The organism is Streptomyces sp. NPDC054794 (genome assembly GCF_053611585.1).
The window spans coordinates 25330-41890 of the sequence record NZ_JBSHAQ010000028.1 but is presented as its reverse complement, the minus strand read 5'-3'; the positions used below and the strand labels follow the sequence as shown (position 1 = coordinate 41890).

The following is a 16561-nucleotide window of genomic DNA, read 5'->3' as shown; positions in this document are numbered from 1 at the left end:
CTCAGCCCCGCTGCGGCTTCGGGTCGGCCGCGGGGGTCCCGGACTCCGCCTCGGCGTCCGGGACCTCCTTGAAGTCGACCTTCTGCATGTGCTTGCTCATGGATTTCATCAGGCCCCACACCGCCAGGGCCATCACCGCGAAGACGATGAAGCCGAGGACGCCGGGGGTGACCTTGTTCTGGTCGACCTCCTTGGCGAGGGGGACGAAGTGTGTCAGTGCCAGGCTCGCGCTCATGTCAGGCATTGTCGCGGATGCCCGCAAAGAGGTCGTCCTCGGGGATGGACGTATCCACGAGAGACTTCGCGAGCTCGTACTCCTCGGTCGGCCAGACCTCCCGCTGGAGCTCCATCGGCACCTTGAACCAGCCGCCGTCCGGGTCGATCTGCGTGGCGTGGGCGATCAGCGCCTTGTCGCGGATCTCGAAGAAGTCGGCGCAGGGCACATGCGTGGTCAGCGTGCGCTCGGTGCGCTCGAACTCCTTCCAGCGCTTGAGCCACTCCCCGTACGGCGAGTCCAGGCCTCGCTCCAGCATCGCGTGGTGCAGCGCCTCGGTGCGGGGGCGGTTGAAGCCCTGGTTGTAATAGAGCTTCCGGGGCTGGTAGGCGGGGCCGAACTCGGACTCCGGGTACTTCTCGGTGTCCGCGGCGCCCTCGAACGCCACCATCGTGATCTTGTGGGTCATGATGTGGTCGGGGTGCGGGTAGCCGCCGTTCTCGTCGTAGGTGGTGATCACCTGCGGACGGAACGAACGGATCTGCTTCACGAGCTCGCCGGCCGCCTTGTCCACGTCCTCCAAGGCGAAGCAGCCCTCGGGCAGCGGAGGCAGCGGGTCGCCCTCGGGCAGGCCGGAGTCGACGAAGCCGAGCCACTCCTGGCTGACGCCCAGGATCTCCCGGGCCTCGTCCATCTCCTTCTTGCGTACCTCGTGGATGTTCTCCTCGATGTACTTGTCGCCCTGCAGCTTCGGATTGAGGATGGAGCCGCGCTCCCCGCCCGTGCAGGTCACGACCAGCACGTCCACCCCCTCCGACACGTACTTCGCCATGGTGGCCGCGCCCTTGCTCGACTCGTCGTCGGGGTGCGCGTGAACGGCCATCAGTCGCAACTGGTCAGTCAAGACTCAATCCTCGGTATGTCGGCGCCCCGTGTCTCCGGGTGCGTTCGGCGGCTTCTATAGTGACCGAATCGGGGGGCGAATAATTCCGGGGTCCGCCCTGGAGCCCCCTTTCGGGACTTTCGTCCCGCCCCGGCCGAGAGGACGATCATGACTACGGCGAGCACGCGGCTGCCCGAGGGTCGCTACGGCCGTTCCTCGGACACGCGCGCCGACCGCAGACTCAAGATCGCCGGGACCGTATTCGGCGGTGCCCTGCTCGTCCTGATCGGCTACTTCGGCTACCACTACGTCGCGCAGAACGAGATCAGCGCCCAGGTGATCGCCTTCCAGGCCTCGGACGACGCCGTGCGGATCCATCTGGAGGTCCACAAGGACGCCGGCGCCGAGGGCTACTGCACGCTGCGCTCCCAGGCGGCCGACGGCGCCGAGGTGGGCCGGGCGGACTTCCGCTTCACCGGTTCGGCCACGCGCATCGACAAGGTCGTCACGCTGCGCACGACGGCCCGGGGCACGACGGCCGAACTGCTCGGCTGTCACGCCGGCTGACCCGGCCGAGGGCGGCTGACCCGCCGGACTTCGACCGGAATACGTAGGTGCTGACCTGCGTTGACGCGATTCTCATGGCTTATGTCCTCCCCCTTCGGCCGTTGAATTGTTAGGCTCGTGGTTTCGCCCATCCGTGAAGGAACATTCTTCTGGGTAGGGCGATGCTTTGTATTCCCAGTACCTACGAGGAGCACCTGTGACCCAGACCAGCGAGAACGTCACCTGGCTGACCCAGGAGGCGTACAACCAGCTCAAGGCCGAGCTGGAGTACCTGTCTGGTCCTGCGCGCACGGAGATCGCCGCCAAGATCGCGGCCGCGCGCGAGGAGGGCGACCTGCGCGAGAACGGCGGGTACCACGCGGCCAAGGAGGAGCAGGGCAAGCAGGAGCTCCGTGTGCGCCAGCTGACCCAGCTCCTGGAGAACGCCAAGGTCGGCGAGGCGCCGACCTCGACGGACGGTGCGGTGGCGCCCGGCATGGTCGTGACGATCGCCTTCGACGGTGACGAGGACGACACGATGACGTTCCTGCTCGCCTCGCGCGAGTACGCCAGCGCCGACGTCGAGACGTACTCGCCCCAGTCCCCGCTGGGCTCCGGCGTGATCGGCCACAAGGTCGGCGAGGACGCGGAGTACGAGCTGCCGAACGGCAAGAAGGCCTCGGTGAAGATCCTCAAGGCCGAGCCGTACTCGGGCTGACCCCGACCGGACAGTTTCCCGACGAGCCCCCGGCGTCCGCGTGACGCCGGGGGCATCGTCCTGTCCGGGCCGACATCAGCACCGGAGCGGTGTCATGCCGTCGCCGAGCGGTACTTGCGGACCGCGAGCGTGCGGAAGACCAGGATGATCACGACCGACCAGAGCAGCGAGGCCCACACGGGGTGCTGCATCGGCCAGGCGTCGGACGCCTGGAAGCCCGGGGGCAGGTTGCCGAAGAGCTCGCGGGACGCCTGCACCGTGGCGCTGAAGGGGTTCCAGTTGGCGACGTGCTGCAGGAAGGCCGGCATCTGGTTGGCGTCCACGAACGCGTTCGAGAGGAACGTCAGCGGAAACAGCCAGATCAGACCGCCCGAGGTCGCCGCTTCGGGAGTGCGCACGGACAGGCCGATGAGCGCGCCGATCCACGAGAACGCGTAGCCGAGCAGCAGGAGCAGCCCGAAACCGGCGAGCACCTTGCCCAGGTTCTCGTGCGTGCGCCAGCCGACGATCAGGGCGACGACCGCCAGGACGACGACGGTGAGCGCCGTCTGCACCAGGTCGGCCAGGGTGCGGCCGGTCAGCACCGCTCCGCGTGCCATCGGCAGGGAGCGGAAACGGTCGATGAGGCCCTTGTGCATGTCGTCGGCGATGCCCGCGCCCGCGCCCGCCGTGGCGAACGTGACGGTCTGGGCGAAGATGCCGGCCATCAGGAACTCGCGGTAGGCCTGGGTGGAGGTGGACGAGCCGACCTTGATCGAGCCGCCGAACACATAGGTGAACAGCACCACGAACATGATGGGCTGGATCAGCCCGAAAATGATCATCTCGGGGATGCGGCCCATGCGGATCAGATTCCGCTGGGCGATGATCAGGGAATCGCTGGCGGCGCTCACTTCACGGTCTCCTTCTTCTTGGCCTGGGCGTTCTTCGCCCGAGCGCCGTCGTCCGCGCCGTTGTCCGTGTCCTTCTCCTCGGCCACGTGTCCCGTCAGGGACAGGAAGACGTCGTCGAGGGTGGGGCGGCGCAGTCCGATGTCGTCTATCTCGATGCCGCGGTTGTCCAGCTCCCGGATGACCTCGGCGAGGAGCTTCGCGCCGCCGGTGACGGGCACGGTCAGCTTGCGGGTGTGCTCCTCGACCTTGGTGTCGCCCTTGCCGAAGCCGCGCAGCACCTCCTCGGCGGTCGTGATGTGCTCGCGCTCGTGCACGACGACCTCGACGCGCTCGCCGCCGGTGCGGGCCTTGAGCTGGTCGGAGGTGCCCTTGGCGATCACCCGGCCGTGGTCGACGACCGCGATCTCGTGGGCGAGGTGGTCGGCCTCTTCGAGGTACTGGGTGGTGAGCAGCAGCGTCGTACCGCCGGAGACCAGCTGCTTGATGACCTCCCACAGCTGCTGGCGGTTGCGGGGGTCGAGGCCGGTGGTCGGCTCGTCCATGAACATCACGGGCGGCGACACCACGAGCGCGGCCGCGAGGTCGAGCCGGCGGCGCATGCCTCCGGAGTAGGTCTTGGCCGGACGGTCGGCGGCCTCCGTGAGGTTGAACTGCTCCAGCAGCTCCACCGCCCGGGCCTTCGCCGCCTTCCCGCCCATCTGGTACAGGCGGCCGACCATCTGCAGGTTCTCGCGGCCGGTGAGGTATTCGTCGACCGCCGCGAACTGTCCGGACAGGCCGATGTTGCGGCGCACCGCATCGGGCTGCTTGAGGACGTCGACGCCCGCGACCACGGCCTTGCCGCTGTCGGGGCGCAGCAGGGTCGTCAGGCAGCGGACGGTCGTCGTCTTGCCGGCGCCGTTCGGCCCGAGCAGGCCGAGGACCGTGCCCTCGGGGACATCGAGGTCGACGCCGTCCAGTGCCCTTACGTCACCGAAGGTCTTCACCAGACCTTCGGCATAGATGGCGCCTGGCATATGAGTCTCCACGTCTTTGGGGATGGGGCGAAAAAGGCAGGGGGTGGCTGCAGTGCGAGACACCGTAACGCGACATATCGCGTCTCTCAACGGTTTTTCGCTGCGTCGCCGCGTATCGGCGACGCCCGAACGAGAGGCCGCGGCTCGACGTGCCCGAGTGTGATGGTGAGCTCGACGGTGCCCGAGCGAGATGACGGAAAAGTGACGACGAGGTCTCCGACCTCAATCGATGACCGTGTAACCCGCCTCGCGCAGGGCCTGACCGACCTCGGCGCAGTGCGCCGGGCCCTTCGTCTCCAGGTGCAGCTCCACCTCCGCCTCGGTGAGCCCGAGCCGGGGATCGGTCCGTACATGGCTCACGTCGAGGACGTTAGCGTCCACCACTGACAACGCCCCGAGGAGCGTGGCGAGGGCGCCCGGCCGGTCCGTCAGCCGCAGCCGAACGGCCAGGTAGCGGCCCTGCGCGGCCATGCCGTGCCGGAGCACGCGCTGCAGCAGCACCGGATCGACGTTGCCGCCGGACAGCACCGCGACGACCGGTCCCGGGAAGGTGCCGGGCGCGCCCAGCAGGGCGGCGACCGGGCTCGCGCCGGCCGGCTCCACGACCAGCTTGGCCCGCTCCAGGCACAGCAGCAGCGCGGCCGACAGCTGGTCCTCGGTGACCGTGCGCACCTCGTCGACCAGCTCCCTGATGATCCCGAACGGCACGTCGCCGGGGCACCCCACCTTGATGCCGTCGGCCATCGTCGCCGGGTTCTCGATCACCACCGGCCGCCCGGCCGCGAGCGAGGGCGGGTACGCCGCCGAGCCCTCCGCCTGCACGCCGACGATCCGCACGTCCGGCCGCAACGCCTTCACCGCGACCGCGATGCCGGCCGCGAGCCCGCCGCCGCCGATGCCGACGAGGATCGTGCCCACCTCCGGGCACTGCTCCAGGATCTCCAGGCCCACCGTGCCCTGCCCCGCGATGATGTCGGGGTGGTCGAAGGGGTGGATGAAGACCGCGCCGGTCTCCCGCGCGTACTCCTGCGCGGCGGCCAGCGTCTCGTCCACCACCTGACCGTGCAGGCGCACCTCCGCGCCGTACTCCCGGGTCGCGCTCATCTTCGGCAGCGGCGCGCCCTTCGGCATGAACACGGTGGCGTGCACGCCGAGCAGCGACGAGGCCAGGGCCACGCCCTGCGCATGGTTGCCGGCACTGGCGGCCACCACACCGGCGGCCCGCTCCTCCGGCAGCAGTCCGGCGATCCGGACGTACGCGCCGCGCAGCTTGAACGATCCCGTCCGCTGGAGGTTCTCGCACTTGAGGTGCACCGGCGTGCCCGCCAGCTGCGACAGGTGCCTGCTGCCCTCCATCGCGGTCACCCGCGCCACTCCCGACAGCATCTTCTGGGCGCCGCGCACGTCGTCGAGCGTGACGGGCCGCAAGGAGTCAGCCCTGCTGTAGCTCATGACACCAGTCTCGCAGTTCACAGTCGTACGGATCCGGTGTGACCAAGCTCCGAGACCGGATTGCGCAGCGCCGGTACGGCCCGCCGCCCGGCCGCGTACCCTGTCCCCCAACCCAGCACTCTTCATGAAGTGAGCCCCCGGCCATGCCCACAACACCTGAAATGTCGATGGACATGACGACCGTCGGTGACACCGGTCTCCTCGACACGCTGCAGCACGAGGTGGCGGTGTTCGCCCGCCGTGCCGAACAGACCCGGCTCGGTGGCGTCGGGCAGGTGCGCAACTCCATGGACCGCGCCGCGTACCTGCTGCTCAACCGGCTCGACAAGGAAGGCCCGATGGGCGTCAAGGCGCTCGCCGCGAGCATGGGGATCGATTCGTCGACGGTCACCCGGCAGGTGGCTCCGCTGGTCGACACCGGGCTCGTCAAGCGCACCTCGCACCCCGAGGACGGGCGGGCCGTGGTGCTCCAGCTGTCCCCGCGCGGGCTGTCCCGGCTGGACGAAGTCCGCTCTTCCCGGCGTCAGTTGATGGCCGAGCTGACCCACGACTGGGCGCCGGAGGAGCGCGAGGCGTTCTGCGCGCTCCTGACGCGCTTCAACACCGCGCTCTCCGCCCGCATGGCGGTCCCGGGCGTGCCCGCGCCGGAGACTCCGCCCGCCTCCTGAGCGCCGGACTCTTGACCTTGGGCCGCCGCTGGCCTCATATGAGACCGGGTCCTCGTCGTACACGGTTCCGCATCCCGTACGGGCTGGGCCCCCTCAGGCGGGAGGCGCGGTGCGAGAACGGCAGGCGTCCCACAACGCCCGCCGGGCCCGGGAGTTCGAGGCGTTCGTCGCGGGCGCGGCAGGGCGACTGCTGCATGCCGCCACACTGCTGACCGGCGAGGCGCCGGACGACAACCCGCGCGCGCGGAGACTGCTGACCCTCGCGCTCGCGCACACGTACGCGTGCTGGGACCGGATGCGCGGCGAGGACCCGTACGACCACAGCCGTCAGTACCTCGCCACCCGCTTCGCGCGCGGGGCGTGGCACCAGTACGGCGGCGGTCCGGGCCGAGGCCGCCCCCACCCCCGCAGTCCCCTGGCCGTCCTCACGCCCCAGGAACGCCTGATCGTCGTCCTCCGGTTGTACGAGGGGGTCGCGCAGGAACAGGCGGCGGCACTGCTGGGCCTGCCGACGGAACGCGTCCACACGATCTGCGACCGCGCGACGGCCACGCTGCTGCATCCGCGACGGAGCCAGACACCGGCGGTGGCGAGCGCGAAGGTGGCACCGTCATGAGGCGCCGGAGCCACGGGGAGACCCGGAGCCACGGCGGAACGGGGAGACACGGGTGAACCGGACCGAGCGTGAGGCGACCGTGCGGCGGCTCATGGAGCAGGTGCCGCCCCCCGTGCCGCCCGAGCTCTACGGGGAGGTCCTGCGCCGCGGGGCCCGCATGCTGCGCCGCCGGACCGTGGCGCGCCGCCTGCTGTGGCTGGCGCTGTTCGCCGCGACCGTGGCCTTCACCGTCTGGGCACTGACCGCCCGCCCCTGGGTGGAGCCGCCGTCCCAGACGACTCCACCGCTGACGGGGTGGTGACTGACCTAGCCGAGGGCCTGCTGCAGGTCCTCCAGCAGGTCGTCGACGTTCTCGATGCCCACGGAGAGGCGGACGAGGTCGGCGGGGACCTCCAGGGCCGAGCCGGCCGCGGAGGCGTGCGTCATGCGGCCGGGGTGCTCGATGAGCGACTCGACGCCGCCCAGGGACTCGCCGAGCGTGAACACCTTGGCGCGGTTGCACACCTCGACGGCCGCCTCCTCGCCGCCCTCGACCTGGAAGGAGATCATGCCGCCGAACGCCTTCATCTGCTTGGCGGCGATCTCGTGACCGGGGTGCTCGGGCAGGCCCGGGTACAGGACGCGCGTCACGCGCGCGTGCCGCGTCAGCATGTCGGCGATCTTCGTGGCGTTCTCGCTGTGCCGGTCCATGCGCACCGCGAGCGTCTTGGTGCCGCGCAGCACCAGCCAGGAGTCGAAGGGCCCGGCGACCGCGCCCATCGCGTTCTGGTGGTACGCCAGCTCCTCGCCCAGTGCCTGGTCGGCCACGATCAGCGCACCGCCGACCACGTCCGAGTGGCCGCCCATGTACTTGGTCAGGGAGTGCACGACGACGTCCGCGCCGAGCGAGAGCGGCTGCTGCAGATACGGCGTGGCGAAGGTGTTGTCGACGACGAGCTTCGCACCCGCGTCATGGGCGATCTGAGCGACGGTGGCGATGTCCGTGATGCCGAGCAGCGGGTTGGAGGGGGTCTCCACCCAGACGGCCTTGGTCTTCGGGGTGATCGCGGACCGTACGGCCGCGGGGTCGCTGGTGTCGGCGACGGACCACTCCACCCCCCACCGCGAGACGACCTTCGCGAACAGGCGGAACGTGCCGCCGTACGCGTCGTTCGGGATGACCACGTGGTCACCGGGGCTGAGCAGCGTACGCAACAGGGTGTCCTCGGCCGCGAGGCCGGACGCGAACGCGAGGCCGCGCCGGCCGCCCTCCAGGGCGGCGAGGTTCTCTTCGAGGGCGGTACGGGTCGGGTTGGCACTGCGGCTGTACTCGTAGCCGCCGCGCAGGCCGCCCACGCCGTCCTGCTTGTAGGTCGACACCTGGTAGATCGGCGGGACGACCGCGCCGGTGAGGGGATCGGCGGTGTTGCCCGCATGGATCGCGAGAGTCTCGAAGTGCTGACTGATGTGCCTGTCGCTCATGGGCACCGAGCGTAGTGCGCTCGCGCCGCCGGTGCCGGACGCGGGGCTCCGGACGGCCTGGAACGAGGGTTTTCCCCCGGCGCCCCGGGCCCGTCACGACGGTTTTCCACAGGCCGTCGGGGCAGGTTGGCCAATTGTCGGCGGTGTCTGGTTCGCTTGCGGCATGGAGATTCTCTGGGTCCTGATGGCGCTGGTCATGGTCGTCTTCGTGCTGCGCCCGCTGCTGCGGTTCAGGAACGGCCGCGTCCGGACACGCACGCCGAACTTCGTGCCGAGCCCGTTCCTGTTCCGCAGGAACAACCGCATCGAGCAGGTCGCCCCGGACCACCCGGACGCCGCGGACCCGGCGAACTACGGCTTCGCGCGCGAGGAGGAGCTGGACATTCGGATGCCCGGCCCCGATCAGGACCTGCTCGACGTCCTGGACCTGGTGCAGCGCACGCAGGACTACCGCGCGGCCTCCCAGCTGCTGGCCGGCACCGAGACCGAGGGCGAGCCGCGCTGGCAGCGCGTACAGGCCTTCGCGGGCGCGGCGGCGCTGGAGCTGCAGCGGCGGCCCGGCGGGGTGCACGAGACACCGGGCGGGCAGTGGCTGCGGGTCTGGCGGGCCGAGCAGCCCAAGGACGCGGGCGGGGCGGCCGTGCACGCGGAATTCCTGGTGCAGCAGGCGTGGCGCACCTCGACGCCGGGCACGGACGAGTTCCGGATCATCATGGAGGAGGCCAGGGACGCCTGCGGCCAGGCGGCGCTGCTGTCCCCCGGCGACCCGGTCCCGTACATCATCGAGCTGTCCGTCGCGCGCGGACTCGGCTACACGCGGCCGGAGTTCGAGGCGCTGTGGCTGAAGATCCTGGACCGCGCGCCCGCCCACATGGGCGCCCATCTCGGCGCCCTGCACTACTGGTGCGAGAAGTGGCACGGCTCGCGCGAGCTGGCCTACTCCTTCGCCGAGGCCGCCGCCGCACGCGCGCCCCAGGGCTCGCTGCTCGCCGCCATGCCGCTGTTCGCGGTCTTCGAGCATCTGCCCGAGGTGAACCTGGTGCGCGGCTTCTACCAGAGCGAGGTCGTGACCCGGGCGATGCACGGCGCGCTGCACGCGGTGCACGCCGCCCGCCCCGACGACCCGATGTCGGCGCACGTCCGCCACCTGCTGGTCTTCTTCCTGGTCCGCGCCGAGCGCTGGGCGGAGGCCATGCAGCAGCTGATACTCGTCGACGGCCACGTCGGCGCCCTGCCCTGGTCGCTGTCCGCCGACCCGGCCGCGGAGTTCGCCGTCTACCGCGCCCTCGCGGTGGCGGGGTACGAGGCGAACGGCGGCAGCCCGGCGACCCTGCTCAGCTGACCGCCCGGGCGGAATGATGGCGGCGCCTCGGGCGTTGTGCCAGGTGCCGCCCGGCGAGGCGGCGACCCCACCCCGGAACGACAGGGAGACCCCATGCTCTTCGGCCGCACGCCCCAGCTGCCCACCCCTGAGCAGGCGCTCAAGGGTCGGCCCGCGCCCGCCTTCGAGGTCCCCGAGCGCCACACCGTCCTGGGCAACCCCCTCCTCGGCCCCTACCCCGAGGGCCTGGAGGTCGCCGACTTCGGTCTGGGCTGCTTCTGGGGCGCCGAGCGCAAGTTCTGGCAGCTCCCCGCGGGCGTCTGGACGACCCTGGTGGGCTACCAGGGCGGCTACACCGAGAACCCCACCTACGAGGAGGTCTGCTCGGGCCTGACCGGCCACACGGAGGCGGTCCGCGTGGTCTACGACCCGAAGCTCGTCTCGTACGACCGACTCCTCAAGACCTTCTGGGAGTCCCACAACCCCACCCAGGGCTTCCGCCAGGGCAACGACGTGGGCACCCAGTACCGCTCGGCGATCTACACCCACACCCCCGAGCAGGCCGCCGCGGCCGAGGCGTCCCGCGACGCGTACCAGAAGGTCCTGACGGACGCGCGGCACGGCGCGATCACCACGGAGATCCTGCCGGCCGACGGCCGTACCTTCTTCCCGGCCGAGGCCTACCACCAGCAGTACCTGGACAAGAACCCGGCCGGGTACTGCGGCCTGGGCGGCACCGGCGTCACGCTGGCCGAGCCGTTCGAGACGAACTGGGGCGCCTCCTGCCCGACGGGCATCGCCCCGGCGCCGGAGGCGGCGGAGAAGTAGCCGCCGTGTCCGATCTCTGATCGCCGCCGAGACCCCGCACCGGCCGTCGCCGTTCACACCGGCGGCGGCCGGTTTCGTGTGCCGCCGGCGCACCGCTCGCGGGACCTCACCCCTGGGGGTGGATCTCGGCGTCCACTGAGCGCAGCGCAGCCAGCCCTGACGGGCTCGCCGCAGGGGCGCCAACAGGCTTTGGGCTGTCACTGGACGCAGAGACCACTGCGCGGGGATGAGAGGCGGAAAGCCCGTATGTCCACATTCATTTCCGGTCTGCGCACGGCGCTGGGGCGAACCGGCGTCGCGGCGGCCACCGGCCTGGCGCTCGCGCTCACCGTGCCCCACGCCGCGTTCGCCCTGCCGGGCGACCTCGACACGAGCTTTGGCGGCGACGGCAAGGTCGTCACCGACTTCGGCGGCTACGACGAGAGCCGCGGCGTGGCGGTCCAGGCCGACGGCAGGATCGTCACCGTGGGCCTCAACCAGCCGCCGGAGAGCGGAGAGGTCAACTTCGCTCTCGCCCGCTACAACTCCGACGGCAGCCCGGACCTGGGATTCGGCACCGGCGGCCAGGTGATCACCGACTTCCGCGGCGGCGAGGACATCGCCGACGCGGTGGCGGTGCAGGCCGACGGAAAGATCGTCGTGGTCGGCCGTACCTCGGACGCCGAGACCTTCCTCCCCCAGTTCACGGTGGCCCGCTACAACGCCGACGGAACCCTGGACACCGGTTTCGGCACCGGCGGAACGGTGGTCTCGGACTTCGGAACCGGTGGCCCCTCGGAGGCCTTCGGCGTGGAGCTGCAGCCCAATGGCCGGATCGTCGCCGCGGGCATGAGCGGCTCCGATGTCGCGGTGGCCCGCTACAACGCCGACGGCAGCCCCGACACCGGCTTCGACGGAGACGGCAAGGTGGCCACCGCCTTCGCGGGCGGCGCGGCGACCGCCTTCGACGTGGCGCTGCAGTCGGACGGCAAGATCGTCGCCGCGGGCCGTGCGGGGTACAACTATCCGGCGAACGCCTCCGACTTCGCTCTCGCCCGCTACAACGCCGACGGCAGCCTGGACACCGGGTTCGACGGTGACGGCCGGGTGACCACCCCCTTCGCCCAGGCCGACGTGGCCGGCGGGGTGGCGGTGCAGTCCGACGGGAAGATCGTCGCCGGCGGATCCAGCGACTTCGACTTCGCGCTGGCCCGCTACAACGCCAACGGCGCCCTCGACAGCGGCTTCAGCGGTGACGGCAAGGTCACCACCGACTTCGGGACCGGCAGCCAGGACGGGAGTTCCGACCTGGCGCTGCAGTCCGACGGGAAGATCGTCTCCGCCGGCATCAGCAACAGCGACTTCGCGGTGGCCCGCTACAACACCGACGGCGGCCTGGACGGCGGGTTCGGGACCGGCGGCAAGGTGACCACCGACGTGGACAACGGGTTCTTCGACTCGGCGAGCGCGGTGGCGGTGCAGGCCGACGGGAGGATCGTCGCGTCCGGCAACACCGGCGACGACCGCGGTCTGGTCCGCTACCGGGTCGACGGCACGCCACCGCCCCCGGCCGGCGTGGACCTGTCGGTCAGGAAGACCGGTTCCGCCACGGTCAGCATCGGTGACCGGGCCACGTACGGCGTGACCGTGACCAACACCAGCACGACGGCCTCCGCCACCGGTGTGGTGCTGTCCGACGCGCTCACCGGTCCCGCCGCCTCGGTGGTCTCGGCGAGTGCCGGCACGGGGTCCTGCACCGTCGGCGCCTCCGGCGCGAGCTGCTCGCTGGGCACCCTCGCCCCCGGTGCCAGTGTCACGGTCCAGATCGCCGTCGAGCCCCGGGCCACCGGCACCCTCACGGACCGGGCCACGGTCAGCGCCACGCAGACCGACCCGGTGCCCGGCAACAACACCGCCACGGCGGCCACCGCGGTCGACAACGCCCACGGCTGCACCCGCGTCGGCACCAGCGGCAACGACGTCATCGACGGCACCTTCGGCAACGACGTGATCTGCGCCCTCGGCGGAGACGACACCGTCAACGCGAGCTACGGCGGCGACACCGTGTACGCCGGCCACGGCAATGACCGCGTCGACGGCGGCTACGGCAACGACACCCTGAACGGAGGACCCGGCAGCGACACCCTGACGGGCTCCTACGGCAACGACAGCCTCAACACCGTGGACAACGTCTCCGCCAACGACACCGCCAACGGCGGCCCCGGCTTCGACACCTGCACGACGGACCCGGGCGACACCCGGATCAGCTGTCCCTAGCGCCTGCCGTGCCGGGCAGGGCGCGCCGTCGCCCTGCCCGCCCGCCTCAGGGGGAAGTCAGGGCACCGACATGCACGGCGAGCCAACGGAACTCGCCTCCCGCCCCGCCCAGCTCGGAGTACGGCTCCCACGCCAGGTCGTACGCACCGCGCAGCATGCACGTGTTCGGCTCGTACGCACCCTCGGCCCACAACAGCGTCCCGGCGAGCTCACGCCCGTGGTGAATGCGAAAGGCGTGGTCCCGGGTACGCCGACGGCCCGGGACCGGCGCGGTCCACAGGGACGGCTCGTTGGTCAGCATGAGAGCGAGCCCGTTCTGGTCGGAGCCGTGGCAGAAGCGCTCCAGCCTGGCTATGTCCCGTACGAAGTGCAGGCGGGCGAGATCAGTGGCGGCGTGGTCCTTCAGGGCGTAGTCCTCGGCGGGAGTGCCGGCCGTGCCCGTCCAGCCCCGCGTGAAGTACTTGAACTCGATCGCCGTCCGGGTCGAGGGGCCGAGGCACAGGAGGTCCAGGTACTCGGCCCTGCCCGACGCTCCTTGGCGCACCTCCAGCCTGGAGTGGACCTCCGGCGCCAGTTCCCACAGGACCCGGGCGAAGCTGTGCTGGAGGTCGGCCTCGGAGTGGAAGACCGGCCTGTGGCGGCGCAGGCTGTGCATGAGCTCGTGTACGGTCCGGCCCGCGATGGTTCCGCCGCCGTCCATGGGTGCACTGGTCACGGCTTCATCGAAGTGGCTGCCGGTCGGGCCCTCAAGCCCCCCAGGCGCCTTCGACCTGGCGGTGGCCCAAGGGCTTGCGTGGGGAGAGCCACAGGGCCACCGCCGCCGCGATCGGCAGGCCGGTTTCGAGTTCGATGAAGCCGAACTGGCCGCCCTGGTTGCACTCCAGGAACCACCAGATGCCGTCCTCGTCCTCGGCGAAGTCGAAGGCGGCGTAGGCCAGGCCGGCGAGCGCTACGTAGGTGTCCACCGACTTGCTGACGCGTTCGGGGACGGGGACCGGTTCCCAGGCGTGCTCGGTGGCGCCGTAGCGGCCGTCGACCTGGTCGGGCGCGGCCGTCTTGCGGGCCGCGAACAGCCGGGTGCCGACGCAGGTCAGCCGGATGTCGGCACGCTTGGGCACGTAGCGCTGCAGCAGCGCGGGGCCGGCCGCGACGGCGGAGAAGTCCGCGTCGGGCCCGATCAGGGTCGTGGGCAGGCTCAGCCCGGGGTCACCGGGTGGGGGTCCCGAGGCGGACTTCACCACCACCTCCCGGTGCTCCTCGGCGAACTGCCGCGCGAGCCGGGGGGCCGTGGTGAAGACGGTAGGCGGTACGGCGAAGCCGCTGAGGTGGGCGACGCGCATCTGCCACGGCTTGAGCCGGGCCCGGTCGGCGTTGCGCGGGTGGTTCATCCATCGTGCGTTGGCGGCGAAGAGCATCCCGAACAGCGCCTGCCGGGCCTCGGCGGTCAGCCACGGCGAGGGGTGTGCCGCGTTGGCCGCCGGTTCGCCGGGCCTGCGCATCCATACGGCGCCCAGGCCCTCCATGCTGAGCACCTGTCCGTTCGCCGACAGATGGCCCTCGAAGTCGCCGTGGGCGTAGTGGGCGGACAGCACGACCTTGTCCGGTACGTCGGCGGGGTCCAGCCGCAGGAACGGGGTTCCCATCGCGTGCAGCTCGGCCACCACCATGTCGGCGGTCACGTCCTCCTCGGACGTGAGGATCAGTACGCTCATACGGTCGGGGGTCGTCAGTCGTCGAAGTGCGTCTGGGACCCGGCGGTGGACGTGGTCGTACCGACGGCCATCAGCAGCTCCGGGTCGCTGACGGCCGGGCGGCCGTCGGACAACACGTTGAGCTGGAGCGACGCGTCGAAGTGGTACGGCGTCACCACGGGCTGAAGCCTTGTGGGCAAGGCGTAGTTGAGGGTGAACGGTCGCACGCTGGAGCCTCCGCGGGTGTACTTTGCCGGTTTCTGTCCGTCAGGGGAGCGCCATCGGCGTGCCGGGTGCCGCACACACATCGGCGTCACCACTTCTGCACCACTGATCACACTGGTCACATCTTCCCCACGACTCACACATCGGATGGCACATCAGATGTGTCACTCGAGGACAGGCCGTAACGGCTCCGTCACACGTGACCGCCCGGGCTCAACTCCCGCTTCCGTAGGGCCTCGTGAGGATTTCCAGCCGGTGACCGTCGGGGTCGTCGAAGTACGCGCCGCGGCCGCCGTCGTTCGTGTTGATCTCGCCGGGACGGTAGTGGTGCGGGTCCGCCCAGTAGGTCAGCCCCGCCTCCCGGATGCGGGCGAATATCGCGTCGAAGTCGGCCTCGGACACCAGGAACGCGTAGTGCTGCGGAGCGACCTCCCCCGGTGTGTCCATGTAGTCCAGGGAGACGCCGCCCGGCAGCTCGACGGGGACGAACGGGCCGAACTCCGGGCTCACTTCGAGCCCCAGGATGTCGGCGAGGAACCTGGCCGAGGCATGTTTGTCATGCGCGGCGACGATGGTGTGGTTCAGCTGCACGGTCATCGTTCTGACCTCCTCGCGTCCAACGTACTCCGGCGCCGGCCGGGGCAGACCTTGCCCTGACCGGCGCCGGAGTACGGGCGCACGGGACCGCGGATCAGATCGTGGCGGTGTCGATCACGAAGCGGTAGCGGACGTCGCTCGCCACCACGCGCTCGTACGCCTCGTTGATCTGGTCGGCGCGGATGAGCTCGATCTCGGCGCCCAGGCCGTGCTCGGCGCAGAAGTCGAGCATCTCCTGGGTCTCCGGGATGCCGCCGATGCCGGAGCTGCTCAGGCTGCGGCGGTTGCCGAACACCGAGGAGAGCAGGATGTGGACCGGCTCCTCGGGGATGCCCACGTTGACCATCGCGCCGTCGGTGCGCAGCAACGAGAGGTAGGCGTCGAAGTCGAGCGGCGCCGAGACCGTGTTGAGGATCAGGTCGAAGGTGCCCGCCAGATCCTTGAAGGTGTTCTCGTCGCCGGTGGCGTAGTAGTGGTCGGCGCCCAGCCGCAGGCCGTCGTCCTTCTTGCGCAGGGACTGCGACAGGACGGTCACCTCCGCGCCGAGCGCGTGCGCGATCTTCACGCCCATGTGGCCGAGGCCGCCGAGGCCGACGACGGCGACCTTCTTGCCGGGGCCGGCGTTCCAGTGCTTCAGCGGGGAGTACGTGGTGATGCCGGCGCAGAGCAGCGGGGCGGCCACGTCCAGGGAGAGGCCGTCGGGGATGCGGACGACGAAGCCCTCGTCGACGACGATGTTCTCGCAGTAGCCGCCGTAGGTGGGCTCGCCGTCCTTGCCGACGGCGTTGTAGGTCCAGACGGGGCCGCCCTTGGAGCAGTACTGCTGCAGGCCGGCCAGACAGTTGTCGCACTCGCGGCAGGAGTCGACCATGCAGCCGACGCCCACCCGGTCGCCGACCTGGTACTTCGTGACGCCCGAGCCGACCTCGGAGACGATGCCCGCGATCTCGTGGCCGGGCACCATCGGGAAGATCGCGGTGCCCCAGCCCTCCCGGGCCTGGTGGATGTCGGAGTGACAGATGCCGGCGAACTTGATGTCGATCAGGACGTCGAACTCGCCGACCGGGCGCCGCTCGATCGTGGTCCGCTCCAGCGGGGCCTTCGCGGCGGGCGCGGCATACGCGGCAACAGTGGTCATGGCGGGGTTCTCCTAGTGGGTCGTGCGCACCCGGCTGC

19 protein-coding genes are annotated in these 16561 nt (G+C 70.6%); 8 read left to right on the top strand and 11 right to left on the bottom strand.

Annotated elements, in window-relative coordinates; genetic code table 11:
- Position 1: 1 nt before the first annotated feature.
- Entirely contained in the window at positions 2-235 is a 234-nt protein-coding gene (locus tag ACWGKT_RS27430) for a hypothetical protein (protein ID WP_235455568.1), read from the bottom strand.
- 1 nt (position 236) lies between these two features.
- Positions 237-1097, bottom strand: a complete 861-nt coding sequence (mca, locus tag ACWGKT_RS27425) for a mycothiol conjugate amidase Mca (protein WP_356143452.1) — start codon at positions 1095-1097, stop codon at positions 237-239.
- A 168-nt stretch (positions 1098-1265) separates the two neighbouring features.
- Here mca and ACWGKT_RS27420 point away from each other — a divergent pair, with 168 nt between their 5' ends.
- Both ACWGKT_RS27420 and greA read left to right on the top strand, forming a co-directional pair.
- Positions 1266-1664 (top strand): DUF4307 domain-containing protein, encoded by a 399-nt coding sequence (locus tag ACWGKT_RS27420; protein ID WP_453275803.1) that lies wholly within the window; start codon positions 1266-1268, stop codon positions 1662-1664.
- 196 nt (positions 1665-1860) lie between these two features.
- Positions 1861-2361, top strand: a complete 501-nt coding sequence (gene greA, locus ACWGKT_RS27415) for a transcription elongation factor GreA (RefSeq protein ID WP_356143335.1) — start codon at positions 1861-1863, stop codon at positions 2359-2361.
- A 92-nt stretch (positions 2362-2453) separates the two neighbouring features.
- Here greA and ACWGKT_RS27410 read toward each other — a convergent pair whose 3' ends face one another.
- The 3 genes from ACWGKT_RS27410 to ilvA all read right to left on the bottom strand — a co-directional run bounded on the left by ACWGKT_RS27410 (position 2454) and on the right by ilvA (position 5722).
- Complete coding sequence (locus ACWGKT_RS27410) at positions 2454-3254, bottom strand: ABC transporter permease (RefSeq protein WP_453275802.1); 801 nt, start codon at positions 3252-3254, stop codon at positions 2454-2456.
- Entirely contained in the window at positions 3251-4270 is a 1020-nt protein-coding gene (locus ACWGKT_RS27405; protein ID WP_453275801.1) for an ATP-binding cassette domain-containing protein, read from the bottom strand. Before ACWGKT_RS27405 ends, ACWGKT_RS27410 begins: the two co-directional genes overlap by 4 nt.
- Before the next feature lie 222 nt (positions 4271-4492).
- The gene (gene ilvA, locus ACWGKT_RS27400) at positions 4493-5722 is read right to left on the bottom strand and encodes a threonine ammonia-lyase (RefSeq protein WP_453275800.1); all 1230 of its coding nucleotides are present in this window, start codon (positions 5720-5722) and stop codon (positions 4493-4495) included.
- A gap of 161 nt (positions 5723-5883) precedes the next feature.
- Here ilvA and ACWGKT_RS27395 point away from each other — a divergent pair, with 161 nt between their 5' ends.
- The 3 genes from ACWGKT_RS27395 to ACWGKT_RS27385 all read left to right on the top strand — a co-directional run bounded on the left by ACWGKT_RS27395 (position 5884) and on the right by ACWGKT_RS27385 (position 7307).
- Positions 5884-6390: a MarR family winged helix-turn-helix transcriptional regulator gene (locus ACWGKT_RS27395; protein WP_235455573.1), complete on the top strand. Its 507-nt coding sequence runs from the start codon at positions 5884-5886 to the stop codon at positions 6388-6390.
- Positions 6391-6499: 109 nt separating this feature from the next.
- Positions 6500-7006 (top strand): sigma factor-like helix-turn-helix DNA-binding protein, encoded by a 507-nt coding sequence (locus ACWGKT_RS27390; protein WP_453275799.1) that lies wholly within the window; start codon positions 6500-6502, stop codon positions 7004-7006.
- Between the two features lie 52 nt (positions 7007-7058).
- Positions 7059-7307 (top strand): hypothetical protein, encoded by a 249-nt coding sequence (locus ACWGKT_RS27385; protein ID WP_356143343.1) that lies wholly within the window; start codon positions 7059-7061, stop codon positions 7305-7307.
- Positions 7308-7312: 5 nt separating this feature from the next.
- Here ACWGKT_RS27385 and ACWGKT_RS27380 read toward each other — a convergent pair whose 3' ends face one another.
- Positions 7313-8467 (bottom strand): cystathionine gamma-synthase, encoded by a 1155-nt coding sequence (locus tag ACWGKT_RS27380; RefSeq protein WP_356143345.1) that lies wholly within the window; start codon positions 8465-8467, stop codon positions 7313-7315.
- A gap of 163 nt (positions 8468-8630) precedes the next feature.
- Here ACWGKT_RS27380 and ACWGKT_RS27375 point away from each other — a divergent pair, with 163 nt between their 5' ends.
- From ACWGKT_RS27375 to ACWGKT_RS27365, 3 genes are all read left to right on the top strand, one after another.
- The gene (locus ACWGKT_RS27375; protein WP_453275798.1) at positions 8631-9809 is read left to right on the top strand and encodes a hypothetical protein; all 1179 of its coding nucleotides are present in this window, start codon (positions 8631-8633) and stop codon (positions 9807-9809) included.
- A gap of 93 nt (positions 9810-9902) precedes the next feature.
- The gene (msrA, locus tag ACWGKT_RS27370) at positions 9903-10616 is read left to right on the top strand and encodes a peptide-methionine (S)-S-oxide reductase MsrA (protein WP_356143349.1); all 714 of its coding nucleotides are present in this window, start codon (positions 9903-9905) and stop codon (positions 10614-10616) included.
- A gap of 246 nt (positions 10617-10862) precedes the next feature.
- Positions 10863-12872 carry a calcium-binding protein gene (locus tag ACWGKT_RS27365; RefSeq protein WP_453275797.1) on the top strand — a complete coding sequence of 670 codons (2010 nt, stop codon included), beginning with the start codon at positions 10863-10865 and terminating at the stop codon, positions 12870-12872.
- A gap of 46 nt (positions 12873-12918) precedes the next feature.
- Here the strand turns inward: ACWGKT_RS27365 and ACWGKT_RS27360 are convergent, their stop codons facing one another.
- From ACWGKT_RS27360 to ACWGKT_RS27340, 5 genes are all read right to left on the bottom strand, one after another.
- Positions 12919-13587, bottom strand: coding sequence for a hypothetical protein (locus ACWGKT_RS27360; protein ID WP_453275796.1), 669 nt, complete (start codon positions 13585-13587; stop codon positions 12919-12921).
- 31 nt (positions 13588-13618) lie between these two features.
- Positions 13619-14584 carry an MvdC/MvdD family ATP grasp protein gene (locus tag ACWGKT_RS27355; protein ID WP_453275795.1) on the bottom strand — a complete coding sequence of 322 codons (966 nt, stop codon included), beginning with the start codon at positions 14582-14584 and terminating at the stop codon, positions 13619-13621.
- Between the two features lie 14 nt (positions 14585-14598).
- A complete protein-coding gene (gene tgmA / locus ACWGKT_RS27350) occupies positions 14599-14790 on the bottom strand; it encodes a putative ATP-grasp-modified RiPP (protein ID WP_235455581.1) in 192 nt (63 codons plus the stop codon).
- A gap of 211 nt (positions 14791-15001) precedes the next feature.
- A complete protein-coding gene (locus tag ACWGKT_RS27345; RefSeq protein WP_356143357.1) occupies positions 15002-15385 on the bottom strand; it encodes a VOC family protein in 384 nt (127 codons plus the stop codon).
- A 94-nt stretch (positions 15386-15479) separates the two neighbouring features.
- Positions 15480-16523: an NAD(P)-dependent alcohol dehydrogenase gene (locus ACWGKT_RS27340; protein ID WP_356143359.1), complete on the bottom strand. Its 1044-nt coding sequence runs from the start codon at positions 16521-16523 to the stop codon at positions 15480-15482.
- Positions 16524-16561: the final 38 nt, after the last annotated feature.